At 53.5% G+C, this 18,791-nt stretch carries 18 protein-coding genes and 1 other RNA gene; 11 read left to right on the top strand and 8 right to left on the bottom strand.

Translation table 11 applies throughout. The annotated features are described in order from the left end of the window. Positions 1-29: 29 nt before the first annotated feature. The 3 genes from PMPD1_RS18380 to zapA all read right to left on the bottom strand — a co-directional run bounded on the left by PMPD1_RS18380 (position 30) and on the right by zapA (position 1,279). The gene (locus PMPD1_RS18380; RefSeq protein ID WP_173635399.1) at positions 30-617 is read right to left on the bottom strand and encodes a 5-formyltetrahydrofolate cyclo-ligase; all 588 of its coding nucleotides are present in this window, start codon (positions 615-617) and stop codon (positions 30-32) included. Between the two features lie 108 nt (positions 618-725). After that, a non-coding RNA gene (gene ssrS / locus PMPD1_RS18375) (6S RNA) lies at positions 726-909 on the bottom strand. Positions 910-949: 40 nt separating this feature from the next. Next, positions 950-1,279, bottom strand: a complete 330-nt coding sequence (gene zapA, locus PMPD1_RS18370) for a cell division protein ZapA (RefSeq protein ID WP_173635398.1) — start codon at positions 1,277-1,279, stop codon at positions 950-952. A gap of 169 nt (positions 1,280-1,448) precedes the next feature. Here zapA and PMPD1_RS18365 point away from each other — a divergent pair, with 169 nt between their 5' ends. The 8 genes from PMPD1_RS18365 to PMPD1_RS18330 all read left to right on the top strand — a co-directional run bounded on the left by PMPD1_RS18365 (position 1,449) and on the right by PMPD1_RS18330 (position 11,525). Beyond that, on the top strand, positions 1,449-2,030 hold the full coding sequence (locus PMPD1_RS18365) for a YecA/YgfB family protein (protein ID WP_173635397.1): 582 nt from the start codon (positions 1,449-1,451) through the stop codon (positions 2,028-2,030). Positions 2,031-2,112: 82 nt separating this feature from the next. After that, complete coding sequence (gene pepP, locus PMPD1_RS18360) at positions 2,113-3,435, top strand: Xaa-Pro aminopeptidase (protein WP_173635396.1); 1,323 nt, start codon at positions 2,113-2,115, stop codon at positions 3,433-3,435. Further along, a complete protein-coding gene (gene ubiH / locus PMPD1_RS18355) occupies positions 3,432-4,610 on the top strand; it encodes a 2-octaprenyl-6-methoxyphenyl hydroxylase (RefSeq protein WP_173635395.1) in 1,179 nt (392 codons plus the stop codon). The genes pepP and ubiH overlap by 4 nt, the downstream gene beginning before the upstream one ends. A gap of 13 nt (positions 4,611-4,623) precedes the next feature. Then, the gene (gene ubiI / locus PMPD1_RS18350) at positions 4,624-5,826 is read left to right on the top strand and encodes an FAD-dependent 2-octaprenylphenol hydroxylase (protein ID WP_173635394.1); all 1,203 of its coding nucleotides are present in this window, start codon (positions 4,624-4,626) and stop codon (positions 5,824-5,826) included. A 468-nt stretch (positions 5,827-6,294) separates the two neighbouring features. After that, positions 6,295-7,392 (top strand): glycine cleavage system aminomethyltransferase GcvT, encoded by a 1,098-nt coding sequence (gene gcvT, locus PMPD1_RS18345; RefSeq protein WP_173635393.1) that lies wholly within the window; start codon positions 6,295-6,297, stop codon positions 7,390-7,392. 26 nt (positions 7,393-7,418) lie between these two features. After that, positions 7,419-7,805, top strand: a complete 387-nt coding sequence (gcvH, locus tag PMPD1_RS18340; protein ID WP_173635392.1) for a glycine cleavage system protein GcvH — start codon at positions 7,419-7,421, stop codon at positions 7,803-7,805. Between the two features lie 34 nt (positions 7,806-7,839). Then, positions 7,840-10,713 (top strand): aminomethyl-transferring glycine dehydrogenase, encoded by a 2,874-nt coding sequence (gene gcvP, locus PMPD1_RS18335; protein ID WP_173635391.1) that lies wholly within the window; start codon positions 7,840-7,842, stop codon positions 10,711-10,713. Between the two features lie 68 nt (positions 10,714-10,781). Continuing rightward, positions 10,782-11,525, top strand: coding sequence for an SDR family oxidoreductase (locus PMPD1_RS18330; protein ID WP_173635390.1), 744 nt, complete (start codon positions 10,782-10,784; stop codon positions 11,523-11,525). 50 nt (positions 11,526-11,575) lie between these two features. Here the strand turns inward: PMPD1_RS18330 and PMPD1_RS18325 are convergent, their stop codons facing one another. The 3 genes from PMPD1_RS18325 to PMPD1_RS18315 all read right to left on the bottom strand — a co-directional run bounded on the left by PMPD1_RS18325 (position 11,576) and on the right by PMPD1_RS18315 (position 15,476). Next, positions 11,576-13,015, bottom strand: coding sequence for a 6-phospho-beta-glucosidase (locus PMPD1_RS18325; protein ID WP_173635389.1), 1,440 nt, complete (start codon positions 13,013-13,015; stop codon positions 11,576-11,578). Positions 13,016-13,069: 54 nt separating this feature from the next. Next, on the bottom strand, positions 13,070-14,575 hold the full coding sequence (locus tag PMPD1_RS18320; protein WP_173635388.1) for a PTS transporter subunit EIIC: 1,506 nt from the start codon (positions 14,573-14,575) through the stop codon (positions 13,070-13,072). Between the two features lie 169 nt (positions 14,576-14,744). Further along, on the bottom strand, positions 14,745-15,476 hold the full coding sequence (locus tag PMPD1_RS18315) for a MurR/RpiR family transcriptional regulator (protein WP_173635387.1): 732 nt from the start codon (positions 15,474-15,476) through the stop codon (positions 14,745-14,747). Between the two features lie 229 nt (positions 15,477-15,705). Between PMPD1_RS18315 and trhA the strand changes: the two genes are divergently transcribed. Continuing rightward, on the top strand, positions 15,706-16,359 hold the full coding sequence (trhA, locus tag PMPD1_RS18310) for a PAQR family membrane homeostasis protein TrhA (RefSeq protein WP_173635386.1): 654 nt from the start codon (positions 15,706-15,708) through the stop codon (positions 16,357-16,359). 35 nt (positions 16,360-16,394) lie between these two features. On the opposite strand, the gene ygfZ is transcribed toward trhA, so the two are convergent. After that, positions 16,395-17,378 (bottom strand): tRNA-modifying protein YgfZ, encoded by a 984-nt coding sequence (ygfZ, locus tag PMPD1_RS18305; protein ID WP_173635385.1) that lies wholly within the window; start codon positions 17,376-17,378, stop codon positions 16,395-16,397. Positions 17,379-17,596: 218 nt separating this feature from the next. On the opposite strand from ygfZ, the gene sdhE reads away from it, so the two are divergent. Together sdhE and PMPD1_RS18295 are read left to right on the top strand one after the other, a co-directional pair. Continuing rightward, the gene (sdhE, locus tag PMPD1_RS18300) at positions 17,597-17,863 is read left to right on the top strand and encodes an FAD assembly factor SdhE (RefSeq protein WP_173635384.1); all 267 of its coding nucleotides are present in this window, start codon (positions 17,597-17,599) and stop codon (positions 17,861-17,863) included. Beyond that, complete coding sequence (locus tag PMPD1_RS18295) at positions 17,844-18,308, top strand: protein YgfX (protein ID WP_173635383.1); 465 nt, start codon at positions 17,844-17,846, stop codon at positions 18,306-18,308. Before sdhE ends, PMPD1_RS18295 begins: the two co-directional genes overlap by 20 nt. Here PMPD1_RS18295 and fldB read toward each other — a convergent pair. Continuing rightward, entirely contained in the window at positions 18,244-18,762 is a 519-nt protein-coding gene (gene fldB / locus PMPD1_RS18290) for a flavodoxin FldB (protein WP_173635382.1), read from the bottom strand. The two genes, PMPD1_RS18295 and fldB, sit on opposite strands and share 65 nt — an antisense overlap. Positions 18,763-18,791: the final 29 nt, after the last annotated feature.

Genomic DNA, 18,791 nt, shown 5'->3' with positions numbered 1-18,791 from the left:
CCGTCGTTCCGGCGGACGTTATTATCGCGTTACCATTGCCACAGCCGCGAAGGCGTCAGAATCGCCGGTAGCGGTACGTCCCACTCGGCTGCTGGCAGCCTGTTTACCTGCTGGCAATCATGCGCCAGCCCGATCGGTAACAACCCATGCTGCTGCCAATTCTGTAATGTACGATCGTAAAAGCCGCCTCCCATCCCCAGACGTTGCCCTTGGGCATCAAAAGCGACCAGCGGAACCATGATCACATCCAGACGATCGAGCGGAATGAGCTGCCGAATATCCAATGGCGGCTCAGGGATACGTAGGCGATTGGGCGACAAAACGGTATCGGGCGTATAGCGAATAAATAGCAATTGTCCGGCGGAGAAGGGGTGAAGTACCGGGAGGTACACCTGTTTCTGGCGCTGCCAGAGTTTGGCAATTAACGGACGGGTATTTAGCTCACCATCAAAAGAGAGGAACAGTGCGATATGGCGGGCCTGATCAATTGGCGCAAAATTTAACGCGTGTTCGGCGACTAAATCAGCGGCCAGTTCTTGCTGGCTGTCGCTCAATTCGCGGCGCAGATGACGAACATGGGTACGAAGATCCTGGCGATCCAATAGCGATAGTGACATGGCGAGCCCCGCGTAATATTTACTTTAGGATAACACCACAGGTTAATAAGAGAACCGCACGGAGTGGAAAAAGTACCCCACAAGGGGAGAAGGAACCGATAAGAAAGGGGAATCTCCGAGATGCCGCCGCGGGCTGTAACCCTTGAACCCTTGGTTCAAGGTGAATGCGCCGTCGCAACCATCAGGCTTCTCGGACGAACCGAGCATGCTCACAGGTTACGGAGCACCGCATTCTGTTGGTTTGAAATATCGGCTCAGGGGACTGGCCCGCTTGCAAACATCTCAGAGAAAATTGACTTCACCGTTACTGTATCACAGCCAACCATGAAGTGTTATTCGAACTTTGTACCCTGACGTTCAGTTATGCGACCTTGCTCAAGTAATGCTTGCTCAATGGTCTGCTGTAACATGCGAATGCGTTGCTCCATGTTAGCTGCATAGTCTCGGGTCTTACCCTTTTCCTGCGCCAACTCATGGCAAATGTTCAACGCTGCAATGAACACCAGTTGCTCAGTATTTGTGACTCTAGTGCGAACTTTTAAATCTTGCAACCGCTGATTGAGGTCTTCGGCAGCCAGGTTCAGCGCATCTTGCTGTTCTGGTGGACAATTCACTCGCAACGAACGGCCAAAAATTTGAATATCTACTGGTTGTGCAGACATACGACCTTCCTGACTGATTACTGCGCCCGCATTCACCCTTAGCGCTCAAAGGCTTGGGAGGGGCGCCACTATATATACCCCTGAGAGAAGAAACAAGCCCTTTCTGGAATCATTGAGGCACCTGGTGGTAGCATAACACGAACTTATTCCGCCAACGACGATGAATGCTATGTCAATACAGAATACACAACCAAGCTATGATGCGCTGGCATCGGTTCTTACGCAGCAAGGCGTGGGAATGACGCCGGCAGAAATGCACGGTTTAATCAGCGGCATCGTGTGTGGAGGCAATCTGGACCACAGTTGGAAAACGCTGGTGCATGATTTAACCAACGAAGGGATGGCTTTTTCACAAACGTTGTCTCAGCCCCTGCAAGCGTTGCATCAGCACATTCTTGATACCCTGGAAGATGAAGGTTTTTTGTTTCAGCTTTATCTGCCGGATGATGACGATATCACCGTGTTTGACCGCGCCGATGCGCTGGCGGGCTGGGTTAACCACTTCTTACTGGGGTTGGGCGTCTCACAGCCGAAGCTGGATAAAGTCAAAGGCGAAACCGGCGAAGCGATTGATGATCTACGTACTATCGCGCAGCTCGGCTATGATGAAGATGAAGACCAGGATGAGCTGGAGCAGTCGCTGGAAGAGATCATTGAATATGTACGTGTCGCCGCGTTGCTGTGTCACGACACGTTCACGCATATCGTGACGCCGACGGCGCCGGAAGTGAAAAAACCAACCTTACATTAAACGTGAGCGAGTCAGGCGAAGCGGAAACTTGTCCACGGCGCCCGGGAGCGGCATCGTCCGTTCGACGCGACAGGGAGATAATATGATTACTCTGGATACTTTTTTACAGCGCCGCCAGGCTCTGCTTGCGCAGATGGCGCCAGCCAGCGCGGCGCTCTTTTTTGCCGCGCCGGAGGTTACCCGTAGCGCGGACAGCGAATACCCTTACCGTCAGAATAGCGACTTTTGGTACTTCACCGGCCTCAATGAACCGGAAGCGGTGTTAGTGCTGATTAAAAGCGATGAGACGCATAATCACAGCGTGTTGTTTAACCGGGTGCGCGATAAAAGCGCCGAAATCTGGTTTGGTCGCCGTTTAGGTCAAGAGGCGGCGCCGGAGAAACTCGGTGTTGATCGCGCGTTACCATGGGATGATATAGCATCACAGCTTCATCTGCTGCTCAACGGGCTGGACGTGGTTTACCACGCGCAGGGGCTGTATTCTGAAGCAGATCGCATCGTATTTAGCGCGTTGGAAACCTTGCGTGGTGGTTTCCGGCAAGGGCTCAGTGCGCCGAATACGCTGACCGATTGGCGGCCGTGGGTGCATGAGATGCGTCTATTTAAAGGGCCGGAAGAGTTGGAAATTTTACGCCGTGCCGGGAAGATCAGTGCATTGGCGCACGCCAGAGCCATGGAGAAATGCCGTCCCGGTCTGTTTGAGTACCAGTTGGAAGGCGAAATCCTGCATGAGTTTAATCGCCACGGTGCGCGCTATCCTTCCTACAGTACTATTGTGGGCGGCGGCGATAATGGCTGCATCCTGCATTACACCGAAAATGAGAGCGAACTGCGCGATGGCGATTTAGTGTTGATCGATGCGGGCTGTGAGTTCCATGGTTACGCAGGTGATATTACCCGCACTTTCCCGGTTAACGGGCGGTTTAGCCCGGCGCAACGCGCGGTGTACGATATTGTCCTGGCATCATTGTATAAAGCGCTGTCCTTATTTCGTCCGGGTACCAGTATCCGTGAAGTCAACGAAGAAGTTGTACGCGTGATGGTGACCGGTTTGGTCGATCTCGGTGTTATGCAGGGCGAGGTTGAGCAACTGATTGCCGAGTCTGCGCACCGTCAATTTTATATGCATGGTCTAAGCCACTGGCTGGGGTTGGATGTCCATGATGTGGGTCATTACGGTACCGCCGATCGCGGGCGCTCGCTGGAGCCCGGTATGGTGTTAACCGTCGAACCCGGCCTGTATATTGCGCCGGATGCCGATGTTCCGCCGGAGTATCGTGGAATTGGTATCCGTATTGAGGACGATATTTTAATTACCGAAACCGGTAACGAAAACCTCACCGATAGCGTGGTAAAAGACGCCGATGCGATTGAAGCCTTTATGGCGGCAGCGAAACAAGCATGAGCATTATCATTGCAGGCGGCGGGATGACCGGCGCCACTTTAGCCTTAGCGCTCTCTGCGCTGTGTGAGGGGCGCCTGCCAATTACCTTAATCGAAGCCAGCGAGCCTGGCGCACGCCATCATCCTGGCTATGATGGGCGCGCGATTGCGCTGGCGCAGGGAACCTGCCAGCAACTGGCGGCGATCAATCTGTGGCCATACTTGCGAGATTGCGCAACGCCAATTGTCCACGTCCACGTCAGCGATCGTGGTCACGCGGGCGCGGTGTCGATGGCGGCGGGGGATTACGGTATCCCGGCTTTAGGGCAGGTCGTTGAACTGCATGAAGTCGGTGAGAGGTTGTATCAACGGCTGAAAAAAGCGCCGGGCGTCACGCTACGTTGTCCGGCTACGGTCGCCAACGTTGAGCGTACGCAGGAGAAGGTGAGCGTCACGCTACAAAATGGTGAGCGGATGGCCGCGCAACTGCTGGTAGCGGCGGACGGAACGCGCTCACCGATTGCCGCCTCCTGCGGGATGGAATGGCATGTTGAGGATTATCAGCAGATTGCGGTGATCGCCAATGTGTCAACCCAGATCCCTCATCAGGGCCGTGCATTTGAGCGTTTTACTGAGCACGGGCCGCTGGCGTTGTTACCGATGTCAGCCGGGCGTTGTTCGTTGGTCTGGAGCCATGCGCGGGCAATGAAAGCCACGGTGGATAGCTGGGACGATGCGCGTTTTCTGGCAGAGTTACAGCGGGCGTTTGGCTGGCGTTTGGGGCGTTTTACCCATGTCGGGCAGCGTTATAGCTATCCGTTATCTCTACAGACGGCGACCCGGCATGTTTCTCACCGTCTGGCATTAGTAGGGAATGCACAGCAAACTTTGCATCCGATTGCCGGTCAGGGGTTCAACTTGGGGCTGCGCGATGTAATGTCCCTGGCGGAGACGGTTGCCGCCGCCTGGCGCCAGCAGCAAGATAGCGGCAGCTTCGCTGTGTTACAGCGCTATGCGCAGCGTCGGCAGGCCGATCAACAGGCGACGATCGGCGTGACCGATGGTTTGGTGCGCCTGTTTGCCAATCACTACGCCCCGTTAGTCGTCGGGCGAAATTTAGGATTGATGGCGATGGATAAGCTCCCGATTCTGCGTACCAGGCTGGCTGAGCGTACGCTCGGCTGGGTAAAGCGTTAAGAGAGGATGGTTAATGCAAACATTTGATGTAGCGATCGCCGGCGGCGGGATGGTAGGGCTGGCGGTGGCGTGTGGCCTGCATGGTAGTGGGCTGCGGGTGGTGGTGCTGGAAAAGGCTGAACCGCGCCCGATTGCGCAGGATGCCGCGCCCGCCTTACGCGTCTCGGCAATTAACGCTGCCAGCGAACGTTTACTGCAGCATCTTGACGCCTGGTCATCGATTCTTGCCTGGCGCGCCAGCCGTTACCATGCGATGGAGGTCTGGGATCGGGATAGTTTTGGGCATATCGCATTTGATGCTGAGCAGCAGGCGCTAACTCACCTTGGGCATATCGTTGAAAATCAGGTGATTCACCAGGCATTATGGCAACGCGCCGCCGGGTTGGATGACGTAACGCTTCGCGCGCCAGCCGAGTTACAACAGGTCGCGTTTGGCGAGAACGAAGCTTTTATCACGCTTGCCGATGGCAATATGATGAGCGCGCGTTTGATGATTGCGGCAGATGGCGCGCATTCATGGCTGCGACAAAAAGCCGATATCCCCTTAACGTTTTGGGATTACGAACACCATGCTTTAGTCGCCAATATTCGTACCGAACAGCCACATGACGCGGTAGCGCGCCAGGTGTTTCACGGCGATGGTATTTTGGCATTCCTTCCGCTTAGCGACCCGCACCTCAGTTCGATCGTATGGTCGCTACCGCCACAAGAAGCTGACCGGCTGCGTTCAATGCCAGAGGCGTTGTTTAATCAACAGTTGTCGGTGGCATTCGATATGCGTCTCGGTTTATGCCGGGTAGAAAGTGAACGTGAAACCTTCCCACTGATGGCGCGGTATGCACGTCAGTTTGCCGGGCATCGCCTGGCGCTGGTCGGCGATGCCGCGCATACCATCCATCCGCTGGCCGGACAGGGCGTCAACCTCGGGTTTATGGATGCTGCCACTTTAATCGGCGAGATAAAACGGCTGCATCAACAGGGCAAAGATATTGGGCAACATCTTTATTTGCGCCGTTACGAGCGTGAGCGCAAGCACAGCGCGGCGTTGATGCTGGCAGGTATGCAGGGTTTCCGCCAACTGTTTGCCGGTGAGAACCCGGCGAAAAAATTGCTGCGAGATATTGGTCTGACGCTGGCCGATAATCTGCCAGGCGTGAAGCCTCGTTTATTGAAGCAGGCAATGGGATTGAACGATTTGCCGCACTGGTTACGTTAGGTTGAACTGATCCTCCCCCGCAGCCGGGGCCGATGCCTGCATCGTCCCCGGTGTTGCCCTCTGTTAGGTTTCTGGTCCATTTTTCTCCGTTTGCCCCATCTTGATGCATCTGCCCCATCTTTGACCCTCATTTGAATTATTCTAATTTTACCTGGAGTTTCGCATTACTTTTTCTTATCCATGACGTTTTAAGCAGAAGTTATTTTTTATCTGCTGGCGTAGCAATCTTTATTATTACTCTGCGTTATTACCATTTTGTTGTTGGTTATGTGTTATGTAACGCAGTTTTTTAGATGAAAACTCTGCACACTATTGAGCACTTTTCCATAGCAGATAAAAATTCGCCCTCGTAGGGCTTATGGTTAATCGCCGCATTCGGTGATAACGTCGAGGGAAAGGTAACGTTTGCGTCAGGCGATTTTTCCGGCAGGCGTCTAACTTCAGACTTGCTCTCAGTACAGGAATGATATGACTCAGCAGACACCCTTGTTTGAACAGCACCAGGCCTGCGGCGCGCGTATGGTCGATTTTCATGGCTGGATGATGCCGTTGCACTACGGTTCGCAAATGGACGAGCACCATGCTGTTCGTACCGATGCGGGTATGTTTGACGTTTCTCATATGACGATTGTTGACCTGCATGGCGCGCGAACCCGCGAGTTTCTGCGTTATTTGGTGGCGAATGATGTCGCCAAACTGACCCAGCCTGGCAAGGCGCTCTACACCGCAATGCTGAATGCATCGGCAGGCGTAATTGACGATCTGATTGTGTACTTTATGCGTGAGGATTGGTTCCGTCTGGTGGTGAACTCCGCTACCCGGGAGAAGGATCTGGCGTGGATTAATCAGCACGCCGAGCCCTTTGGCGTCACGCTAACCGAACGCGATGACTTGGCGTTAATTGCGGTACAGGGGCCAAACGCGCAGCAGAAAGCGCAAACGCTATTTAGCGACGTGCAACGTCAGGCCGTCAGCGGGATGAAACCTTTCTTTGGCGTACAGGCGGACGATCTCTTTATTGCCACTACCGGTTATACCGGAGAAGCCGGTTATGAGATTGCTTTGCCGGTGGCGCAGGCGGCTGCCTTATGGCAACAACTGCTCGCTGCAGGCGTGAAACCAGCCGGTCTCGGCGCGCGTGACACGCTTCGGCTGGAAGCTGGCATGAACCTGTATGGCCAAGAGATGGATGAGAGTGTCTCTCCGCTGGCGGCCAATATGGGCTGGACCATTAGTTGGGAACCCGGCGACCGGCAATTCATTGGTCGCGAAGCGCTGGAAGCGCAGCGCGAGAAGGGCACCGAAAAACTGGTAGGTCTGCTGATGACGGAAAAAGGCGTACTGCGTAACGCGCTGCCAGTTCATTTCACCGACGCGGAAGGCAACCAACAGGAAGGGGTGATCACTAGCGGCTCCTTTTCCCCCACTTTGGGGTGCAGCATCGCGCTGGCCCGCGTGTCGGCCGGCATTGGCGATCAGGCCATTGTGTTGATTCGTAACCGGGAAATGCCGGTGAAAGTGACCAAACCGATTTTTGTTCGCGCCGGTAAACCGGTCGCTCAGTAACTTTTTTCTTTTAGGAGAGTGTGGCGATGAGCAATGTGCCAAATGAATTGAAGTACCGTGAAAGCCATGAATGGGTGCGCAAAGAGGCTGATGGTACTTATACCGTCGGTATTACCGAGCATGCGCAAGAATTGTTGGGCGATATGGTTTTCGTCGACTTGCCAGAAGTGGGCGCCACTTTTGCCGTTGGCGATGATTGCGCGGTCGCCGAGTCGGTAAAAGCCGCCTCCGATATTTATGCGCCGCTGAGCGGCGAAATCGTCTCGGTTAACGATGCGCTGGATGGCTCACCAGAGTTAGTCAACAGTGCGCCTTACGCCGATGGCTGGCTGTTCAAAATCAAAGCCAGCGATGAGTCCGAGTTGGATTCTCTGCTTGATGCGGATGCCTACAAAGCCGCGATTGACGAGTAACCGAGTTCCCTGAAGTAGAAAGAGTAGAACGCTAATGACCCAGACGCTCAGCCAGCTTGAACATACCGGCGCTTTTATTGAACGCCACATCGGCCCCTCGTCGCAGCAGCAAGAAACGATGCTGGCGGCAATTGGCGCCGAATCCCTTTCTGCCCTTATTGCCTCGATTGTGCCCGCTGATATCCAACTGCCCGGTCCACCGGCGGTGGGCGAAGCGGCCACGGAACATCAGGCGCTGGCTGAGTTAAAAGCGATCGCCAGCCGCAATCAGCGTTATAAATCCTGGATCGGGATGGGATACTCAGCGGTGCTTACCCCGCCGGTCATCCTGCGGAATATGCTGGAAAATCCAGGCTGGTATACCGCCTATACACCGTATCAACCCGAGGTTTCTCAAGGGCGTCTGGAAGCTTTGTTAAACTTCCAGCAGGTGACGCTGGATTTAACCGGGTTGGATATTGCCTCCGCTTCGCTCTTAGATGAAGCCACGGCTGCCGCTGAAGCGATGGCGATGGCTAAACGCGTCAGTAAGCTTAAGGATGCCAACAAATTTTTTGTCGCGGATGATGTTCATCCACAAACCCTGGATGTGGTACGCACCCGCGCGGAAACCTTCGGTTTTGAAGTGTTGGTGGATAAAGCGGATAAGGTGCTCGACCACGAGGGGATTTTTGGTGTTCTACTCCAACAGGTGGGTACCACTGGCGAAGCGCATGATTACAGCGCGTTAATTGAACAACTTAAAGCGCGAAAAATCGTGGTCAGCGTCGCCGCAGACTTTATGGCGCTGGTGCTGCTGACGGCGCCGGGCAAGCAGGGCGCGGATATTGTGTTTGGTTCGGCGCAACGTTTTGGGGTGCCGATGGGCTACGGTGGGCCGCATGCGGCTTTCTTCGCCGCGCGCGATGAGCATAAGCGCTCAATGCCGGGGCGTATTATCGGCGTATCGCGCGATGCGGCGGGCAACACAGCGCTGCGTATGGCGATGCAAACGCGTGAGCAACATATTCGTCGCGAAAAAGCTAACTCCAATATTTGTACCTCACAGGTGCTGTTAGCCAATATCGCCAGCCTGTATGCGGTTTATCACGGGCCGGTTGGCTTAAAACGTATTGCCAGCCGTATTCATCGTTTAACCGATATTTTGGCGGCGGGGCTGAAAAAAGGCGGGTTAACGCTACGTCACGCGACTTGGTTTGATACCCTCACCGTTGAAGTGGATGATAAAGCAGCGGTACTGGCACGCGCCCATAGCTTTGGCGTTAATCTGCGCAACGACATCCACCACGCGGTGGGTATTATGCTGGATGAAACCACTAGCCGGGAAGACGTTGCCACACTGTTCGCGATTTTGTTGGGCGATGAGCACGCGCAAGATATTGATGCGCTGGATGCCGATGTTGCGGCAGGGGAAGCTTCTATTCCGGCGGCATTACTGCGTGAGGAACCGATTCTGAGCCATCCGGTATTTAACCGTCATCACAGTGAAACTGAGATGATGCGTTACATGCACAGCCTGGAGAAAAAGGATTTGGCGCTCAACCAGGCGATGATTCCGCTGGGGTCGTGCACCATGAAGCTGAATGCGGCGGCGGAAATGATCCCGATTACCTGGCCAGAGTTCGCCGAACTGCATCCGTTCTGTCCGGCGGATCAGGCGGCGGGTTATTTGCAGATGATCGATCAGTTATCGCAGTGGCTGGTGCAGCTTACCGGTTATGACGCGCTCTGCATGCAGCCGAACTCCGGCGCTCAGGGTGAATACGCCGGGCTGCTGGCGATTCGTCGCTACCACGAAAGCCGTAATGAGGGCGGGCGCCATATCTGCCTGATCCCCAGTTCTGCGCACGGCACTAACCCGGCTTCAGCCCAGATGGCCGGTATGTCGGTGGTGGTCGTGGCCTGTGATAAACAGGGCAATATCGATCTACACGATTTGCGTCAGAAAGCCGAACAAGCGGGAGAGGCGCTCTCCTGTATTATGGTGACCTATCCCTCCACCCACGGCGTGTATGAAGAGACTATCCGTGAAGTGTGCCAGATTGTGCATCAGTTCGGCGGCCAGGTGTATCTTGACGGTGCCAATATGAACGCACAGGTGGGTATTACCACTCCAGGTTACATTGGTGCGGACGTTTCGCATCTCAACTTACATAAAACGTTCTGCATTCCGCACGGCGGCGGCGGGCCAGGCATGGGGCCGATTGGTGTGAAAGCGCATCTGGCGCCGTTTGTGCCGGGTCATAGCGTGGTGCAGATTAATGGTGTGCTGACTCAGCAAGGCGCGGTTTCCGCCGCACCTTTCGGTAGCGCCTCGATCCTGCCGATTAGTTGGATGTATATTCGCATGATGGGCGCCGAAGGGCTGAAACAGGCCAGTTCGGTCGCCATCCTTAATGCCAACTATATCGCCAGTCGCCTGGCGTCAGCCTATCCAATCCTGTATACCGGGCGCGATGGTCGTGTGGCGCATGAATGTATTCTGGATATTCGTCCGTTAAAAGAGCAGACCGGTATCAGCGAGTTGGATATTGCCAAGCGCCTGATCGATTACGGTTTCCACGCGCCGACCATGTCGTTCCCGGTTGCCGGAACGTTAATGGTGGAGCCGACCGAGTCGGAAAGCAAAATTGAGCTGGACCGCTTTATTGATGCGATGCTCGCTATCCGGATCGAGATCGATCGTGTGACCCAAGGTGAGTGGCCTGCCGACGATAACCCATTGGTTAATGCGCCGCATACTCAGATGGAAATCGTCGGGGAATGGAACCATCCCTATAGCCGCGATCTGGCGGTATTCCCGGCGGGTAGCGACAATAAGTATTGGCCAACGGTGAAACGTCTCGACGATGTGTTCGGCGATCGTAACCTGTTCTGTTCTTGTGTGCCGATGAGCGAATATCAGTAGTCTATAATTTGATGCGATAAATTGAAGGGCCGATATTTTATCGGCCCTTTTTACTGGCAGGAGAGAAAATGAAAACGGTGATTATTACCGGCGCAGGCCGGGGAATCGGGCGGGCGACCGCCTTACTGCTGGCACAACGTGGTTACCAGGTGGTGGTGAATTATCATCAACGCCAGCAAACCGCTCAGGACGTGGTGGACGAAATTCAGCGTGCGGGAGGGCGGGCAATAGCAATACAAGCCGATCTGGCCGATGAAGCGCAAATTGTCAGCCTGTTTCAGCGCGTTGATGCCGAGTTTGGTGCGCCGGACGCGTTGGTTAATAATGCCGGGATTCTGTTTTCGCAAACACGGGTTGAAGAACTTAGCGCCAGCCGCATTAATAAAGTGTTTGCAACCAATGTCACCGGTACTTTTATTTGCTGCCGCGAGGCGGTAAAACGCATGGCCTTACAACATGGCGGTAAAGGCGGGGCGATTGTCAACATCTCCTCGGTCGCGGCGCGGGTGGGTTCACCGGGGGAGTATGTCGATTATGCGGCCTCCAAAGGTGCGGTAGATACCTTAACCAGAGGGCTGGCGCTGGAAGTAGCGACGCAAGGTATCCGGGTTAATGGCGTACGGCCAGGCGTAATTTACACCGAAATGCATGCCGATGGCGGTGAGCCGGGGCGCGTTGATCGAGTAGCTCCGGCGGTACCCATGCAGCGTGGCGGTCAACCGGCAGAGATTGCGGAAGCTGTCGCCTGGCTACTCAGTGAGGCGGCGTCCTACGTCACCGGCAGCTTTATTGACGTTTCCGGCGGCCGATAATCGGGCGGTTATTGCATCGCCGCAGACAATTAACTGCCTGCGGCGGGTGATTAAAGCTGTTCGCCGTTGCTGGCGATCACCTGCTGATACCAGGCAAAGCTCTTTTTCTTACTCCGCGCCAGCGTACCACTGCCGTCATCGTGTTTATCAACATGGATAAATCCATAACGTTTACTGTACTGCCCGGTGGTGAATGACACACAGTCAATACAGCCCCACGGCGTGTAGCCCATCAGCTCAACCCCGTCATAAAACACCGCTTTTTTCATCTGCTCGATATGCGCCTGCAGATAAGCGATACGGTAATCATCCTCAATTACCCCGTGCTGATTAGGCTTATCAATCGCGCCAAAACCATTTTCCACGATAAACAGTGGCTTCTGATAACGCTCATACAGCGCGGCAAGGGTGTAACGCAGGCCGACCGGATCTATCTGCCAGCCCCAGTCGGATGCTTTCACATGTGGGTTGGGCACGCTGCCTTCGAACCCGGCAACCGCGCTACCGCTACCCGGCGCGTTGGCCTGTACCGCGTTACTCATGTAATAACTGAGGCCGATATAATCGGCGCACCCATCGCGCAGCGTTTGCGCATCGTCATCATGCATTGCAATGTGATAGCCTTTACGCGCCCATTCATTGAGAATATATGACGGGTAGTAACCGCGTATATGCACGTCGCCAAACAGATAACGCTCGCGCATTGCCTCTTGCGCGTACATGACATCATCAGGATGGCAAGAGTAGGGATACAGCGGCACCATCGCGATCATGCAACCAATTTTAAACGCGGGATTAATGCGATGGCCCAGCGCAACCACTTTGGCGCTGGCGACAAACTGATGGTGCAGAACCTGATACATTGCCTGTTCAGGTTCGGGCTGATCGGTAAACACCACGCCTGAGCAGCAGTAGCCAAACAGTGGATATTTCCAGTTACGTTGATTGTTGATCTCGTTAAAGGTCATCCAATACTTCACTTTGTGGCGATAGCGCTGCATCACGACTTCGCTGTAGCGAACAAAAAAATCCACCACCTTGCGGTTTAGCCAGCCGCCATACTCTTTTACCAGGTGATACGGCATCTCAAAATGAGACAGTGTAATGACCGGCTCAATATTATGCTTCAGCAATTCATCAAACAGGTCATCGTAAAATTGCAGGCCTGCTTCATTCGGTTCCGCTTCATCTCCGTTGGGGAAAATACGCGTCCAGGCGATAGAGGTACGGAAGCACTTGAAACCCATTTCGGCAAACAGCGCAATGTCCTGTTGGTAGTGTGAGTAGAACTCCACCGCCTGGTGATTAGGGTAGCTATAGCCAGGTTGTACCCCGTCGGTCATCACACGATCTACGCCGTGGGCGCCGCCGGAAAGCACATCGGCGATGCTAACGCCTTTTCCACCTTGATCCCATCCGCCTTCAACCTGGTGCGCCGCCACTGCGCCGCCCCATAAGAAGCCTGCTGGTAACTGCTGATGTGTACTCATCAATACTGTCCTTACTATTTTTAACCAAGAGGCGGAGCGTACTCCGCCGAACAATCAAGCTGGCGTCGCTGCGGCAACCGGAAGTTTTACGCCCGGCTGTTCCTTGAAGCCAGCAATCCAGGTAAACAGCGCGCCTAACACAAAGGCAACGCAAATTGAGAGCAGAAAGCCAAGGAATTGCGGCATATGTCCCTGTTTGAAAAACACCGGCAGCACGGCAATCCCCGGCAGACAATAGCTCCAGGAAACAGCCTGAAATGCGCCAGCGATTGAGCCGCCAATTGCCCCTGCCAGGCAGCCGCAAATCATTGGGCGTTTAAGACGCAGCGCCACGCCATAAATAGCCGGTTCGGTAATGCCAAACAGCGCGGTCATTCCTGCCGAAAGAGCAATACGCTTCATCTCCATATCTTTTGCTTTCAACCATACGCCAAAGGTCGCGCCCGCCATGGCAAACACCGGTGAAGCCTGCAAGCCGGTAAAGGTGTCATAACCCAGAGAGGCATAGTTGCCGACAGTCACAGGCGTGATCCCCCAGTGAACGCCAAGCGTGACCAGCGGCATCCATAATGCGCCAACCACGAAACCGGCAATCGAAGGGCTAAGGTGATACAGCGTGTTATAGACGCCGCCAATCGCGCCGCCAATCGCGTTACCGATTGGGCCGAAAGCGAGCAGGGTCAATGGCACCATAATCGCGATACAAAACATCGGCGTGAACAAATTACGAATCACCAGCGGCAGAATACGTTCAAAGAAGCGCTGGACGTAAGACATTATCCACACCATTAAAATGATCGGGATCACCGCAGCGGTATAGCTGAGGTATTTCACCGGAATGCCGAAAAAGTCCAGCGACGGCGCATTAATTGGAATGCCGGCTACCTCGGCCAGCACTTTGGCAATCTCCGGATTGCTGATGGCTTCTTTCATTAATTGCTGCATCGCCGGATCGGCGGAGTTCGCCAGGACAATCTTGTTGGCGGTCAACATGTTCATATAGTCAGGGCTAACCAACGCGCAAGCGGCGATCACGGCGGTAAAGGGGTTAACGCCAAATTTTTTCGCGGCGGTAAACGCCACCATTACCGGCAGGAAGGTAAAGCCGGTCCAGGAGACAAAGTTGAGTATCCGGTAAGCGCCGCTTGCCGGATCCATCCAACCGAGCGTGGCGAGTAAAGAGATAATGCCTTGTAGAACACCACAGGCCGCCAGTGGATAAAGGAAAGGGGCGAAGATACTGGAAATAATATCCATTAGACGGCTAACCAAACCGACGTTAGGCGCGGCCATCGCGGCGCTTTCATCAATATTGACCCGTTTTATCACTTCACGGTAAGCATCGCCGACATGGTTGCCAATTACCACCTGCATCTGGCCGCCCGCCTCAATAACGGTAATGACGCCTTGCACGCGGTTTAATTGTTCTTTATCAACCATTGACCGGTCTTTTAATATAAAACGTAATCTTGTGGCGCAATGTGTGACATTAATCACGTTTTCACTGCCACCAATTAATTCGATAATTTCTACCGCCGATTGGGCGTAATTTATCGCCATCTGTTATCTCCTCGCCAGGGTACGAACCCTCCGTGAGAACATGCTCTAGAAGCATTCTCCGTAGGGCTTTCTTTATTATCTACTGGCGAGTTTAACAAAGCGAAAAAGAAAGTCACGATATAACAAATCTATCAAGATGTAATTTGTTACTTGGGTAAAACAGGGTGTTTTATTCCGGCAGTTGACTGGCTAATTTCCTGCCGATAGTTTCCAAAATATAAATAACCGGCACTTGAGTCGTAATATCATATTCACCGGACATGCGAATTTGCGGCATGTGGTAGGAGAGATTAAAGTCTGCCATACGGGCGAGAGAAGAGTTTTCGCTATTGGTAATGGTAATAATTTTACAACGATGCAAACTAAACTGGCTGGCTAAGCGTAATATTTCACTGGTTTCACCCGAAACCGACAAAATAATCGCTACCGCATCTTTATACATATCACTACTGACCGGGTAATAGGGATCGTCAATATAGCTGCTAAATTTTCCGACGTTGGAGAAAAAACGTGCGCCATATTTTCCTAATGTGCCGGATGTCCCGGCACCGACAAATATAATTCGCTCGGCAGCAATAATATGCTCAACGGCTTCCGTAATCAGCTTTTCAAAATCATCATTGTTGATGCTTTTAAAAAAGCTGACAATTTCGTTCACGCCATAATTAACCGGGCGCTGCTGTTCCTGTTCAAGATACAATTTAAAACGGATACGAAATTCAGAATAGCCATCACAGTGCATTTTTCGACAAAAGCGCAGCACCGTAGTGGTTGACACACCCGCCGCATCGGCCAACTCACGGATGGTCATATACATTACTTTGTCGTGATTTTTGATCACAAAGTTGTACACCATTAATTCCAGCCCGTTGAGATTCGCAATGGTAGTGTGTGTAAACATGGCCGTTTCCGTAAGCTGCTAAAAATCGGAGCGTTACCATAGCAGATTTTCGCTCTGGTTCCGATGTTCGCGCGTGTCTGTTACATGGGATCACAGAATATTTAAGCGTACATGTGTACACTGAAATTGTTCTCAGTTACGCTATTCGTGCTGTTATTGACGGTAATTCCACCGAAAATGAGGAACGCTATGCGCAATATGATGATTAACCGCCCCGCAGGCCAGTCTTATGTCTGGTAAAGGCTTACTGGCGCAAGGATATTCACTGGCGGAGGAAATTGCTAACAGCATCAGCCACGGGATTGGCTGTGTTTTTGGTATCATTGGCTTGGTTTTACTGCTGACCCAGGCAGTAGACATGCGGGCAGGGACAACCGCAATTACCAGCTATAGCCTCTACGGCGGTAGCATGATTTTGCTGTTTCTGGCTTCCACGCTGTACCACGCCATTCCCCACGAACGGGCGAAATACTGGCTAAAAAAATTCGATCACTGTGCGATTTACTTGTTAATCGCCGGTACCTACACGCCATTTTTGCTGGTGGGGTTAAAATCGCCATTGGCGCATGGTTTGATGGTGGTCATTTGGAGCCTGGCGCTGGCCGGCGTGATCTTTAAGCTGGCGTTTTCACACCGTTTTGAGGCGTTTTCACTGGTGACTTATCTGCTCATGGGGTGGTTATCGCTGGTGGTGATTTACCAGTTGGCAATTAAGCTCTCACCGGGCGGTATCTGGCTGCTGGCCATTGGCGGGATAATCTATTCGCTTGGGGTGATCTTTTACGCTTCGAAGCGTATCCCCTATAACCATGCCATTTGGCACGGGTTTGTACTGGGCGGCAGTGTTTGCCACTTTCTGGCGATCTATTTTTACGTATCGTGATGAAACAAGGCCGCGTTTATGCGGCCTGTCGATAATCACTCTTCCAGCGAGTAGGGCAGTGGCTGAATGGCTAATTTACCGGTTTCATCGCCCTGAACCCGCAACACGCTATCTGGTTCAAGGTCATTATTTAGTACCGCTTGTAGCCATACTTCCCCATCATCCAGCCGCACTGCGCTGAGGATAGTGCCGGTACGGCGCCAATTCTCACCCATTTGCAGTTCGAGTGAATCTGACGCTTGCGGCACCAGGCTCGCCTGGCCAGCCAGCCAGTAAAGCGCCCGTTTGTTCGCCCCACGGAATTTGGCGCGGGCGACCATTTCCTGACCGGTATAACAGCCTTTTTTAAAGCTGATGGCCTCCAGCGCCTGAAGATTGGTGGCCTGCGGAATAAACTGCGCGCTGGTTTTATCATCAATAACCGGTAAACCAGCCTCAATATTTAGCGCCAGCCACTGTTGGCTGTCATTCAACTGCGCTTCTCCCGCCAACTGTTGTTGCAGCGCATGCGCCTTTTGTTCGGTGGTAACCAGTAAGAAACGCTCGGCCGGTTCGGCAAACCACAGCAGCGTTTGGTCCTCCTGCACCACCACCGGCGTTTCTGCATCGGGCAAACGGTCAAACAGTTTAGTCAGCGCGGCCCGCGCCTGAAAGCCAGCCACGCCCAGCAGAACGGCATCTTCATCCGGCACAATGTTTACTTTGGAGAACACCGCGTATTTCTTAAGCTCGGTTACTTGTGTATCGCGCAGGCTACGACGCACGATATAAGCGTAACCTTCACCACGATGAAACAGCCGCAGATTGCTCCACATTTTCCCTTTGGCATCGCAATGGGCGCAAAGGCGATGCTGGTGGTCTGCTAACGCGGCAACATCCAGCGTCACCTGGCCTTGCAAATAAGCGGTACTGTCGGCTCCCTGTACGCTGACGAGCGCCCACTCTTCCAGCGAGATCAGCGTCAGCGGCAAACGTGCGGACGCAGCAGGCTGGCGAGGAGGTAAAGTAAAGGTTGGCATGTTGATATCCTGCATCTTGATGTAGCAATAATCCCTTCATGTTAAAAGAGCATCGCGGCTTTGCAACCTGTTTCCTGAAAACGACGCACAAAACGCGTGATAACCCTGTCTCTAATGACGATGTTATGCGAGGGGTTTCGCAAGGCGGTAATTTGCTTTCTACAGCCCAGGTAAAAAGCGCTACACTAGCGGCCACGTTTTACTGATGGATTGAGCAGATGGATATCAATGATAAATCGCGTATTCACTGGGCTTGCCGCCGCGGCATGCTGGAGCTGGATATCTCAATTATGCCGTTTTTCGAATATGAGTATGATTCGCTGGACGATCGCGATAAGGCGCTGTTTGTACGTCTGTTGACCAGTGACGATCCCGATTTGTTTAATTGGATGATGAATCATGGCGAGCCCGCCGATGCGGAGTTGAAGCGGATGGTAAAACTGATCCAAACACGTAATCAGCAACGTGGGCCGGTGGCGCGCTGAGTTACGTGCCTCCCGGCATGCTTACTGGCTCTCGCTATTGTTGCATGGCGGCGTGATGGGCGGGTTGCTGCTGTGCCTGGATACCGGCGCGCCTTTGATTGATGCGGCGTTAGTGGTGACGGTAGCGCTGGAGTGTCGGCGTAGTCTGCGTCGGGTGGGCTTACGGGTCGGGGCGGTGTCGGTGAACTCCGGAAATGCGTGGGAATGGCGAGGGCGGCGCTGGTTAATGGTGCGTCGTCCCTGGCTGGTTTCCCTGGGCATGTTGGTTACCCTGGAAGATACGCGCGGCCAGCGTGAGCGGTTGTGGCTGATGCGTGACAGTCTGGATGAAGGCAGTTGGCGCGCGTTACGCGCCGTCTATTCCGTATTAAACGGCGAGGTTACAGCAGTGCCGCCATCTCGGTCAGAATCTGCTCGCACCACCGGTCGGTGCGCTCTTCGCTGAGGTCAAACTGGTTTACTTCATCCAGCGCGAGGCCAACAAAGTGTTTGCCATCCGCCGCCAGCGGTTTGGGGCTGGTAAACTCATAGCCATCAATCGGCCAGTAGCCGACAAATTTAACGCCCATTGGCGTCAGTAAGTCATGTAGCATGCCTAACGCATCAAGGAACCACTCACCGTAGCCGAGCTGGTCGCCCATGCCGTATAGCGCCACGACTTTGTTGCGCAAATTTAGCGCCGGAATCTCGGTCCAAATGGCTTCCCAGTCTTCCTGCAATTCGCCGAAGTCCCAGGTTGGAATGCCGAGAATGAGCATATCGTACTGCTCCATCAGCGTAGGCGAGTCATCTTTCAGGTTGTGTAAGGTCACTAAATCTTCGCCGATAAAATCGCGGATTTTTTCTGCCGCCATCTCGGTGTAGCAGGTGCTGGAGCCGTAAAATAGGCCAATTTTCATACGGGGAGAGCTCATTTCCAGTGCAGATC

The organism is Paramixta manurensis (assembly GCF_013285385.1).
Taxonomy (GTDB): domain Bacteria; phylum Pseudomonadota; class Gammaproteobacteria; order Enterobacterales; family Enterobacteriaceae; genus Paramixta; species Paramixta manurensis.
The sequence above is the reverse complement of the archived record's forward strand: the minus strand, read 5'-3'. Positions and strand labels throughout refer to the sequence as shown.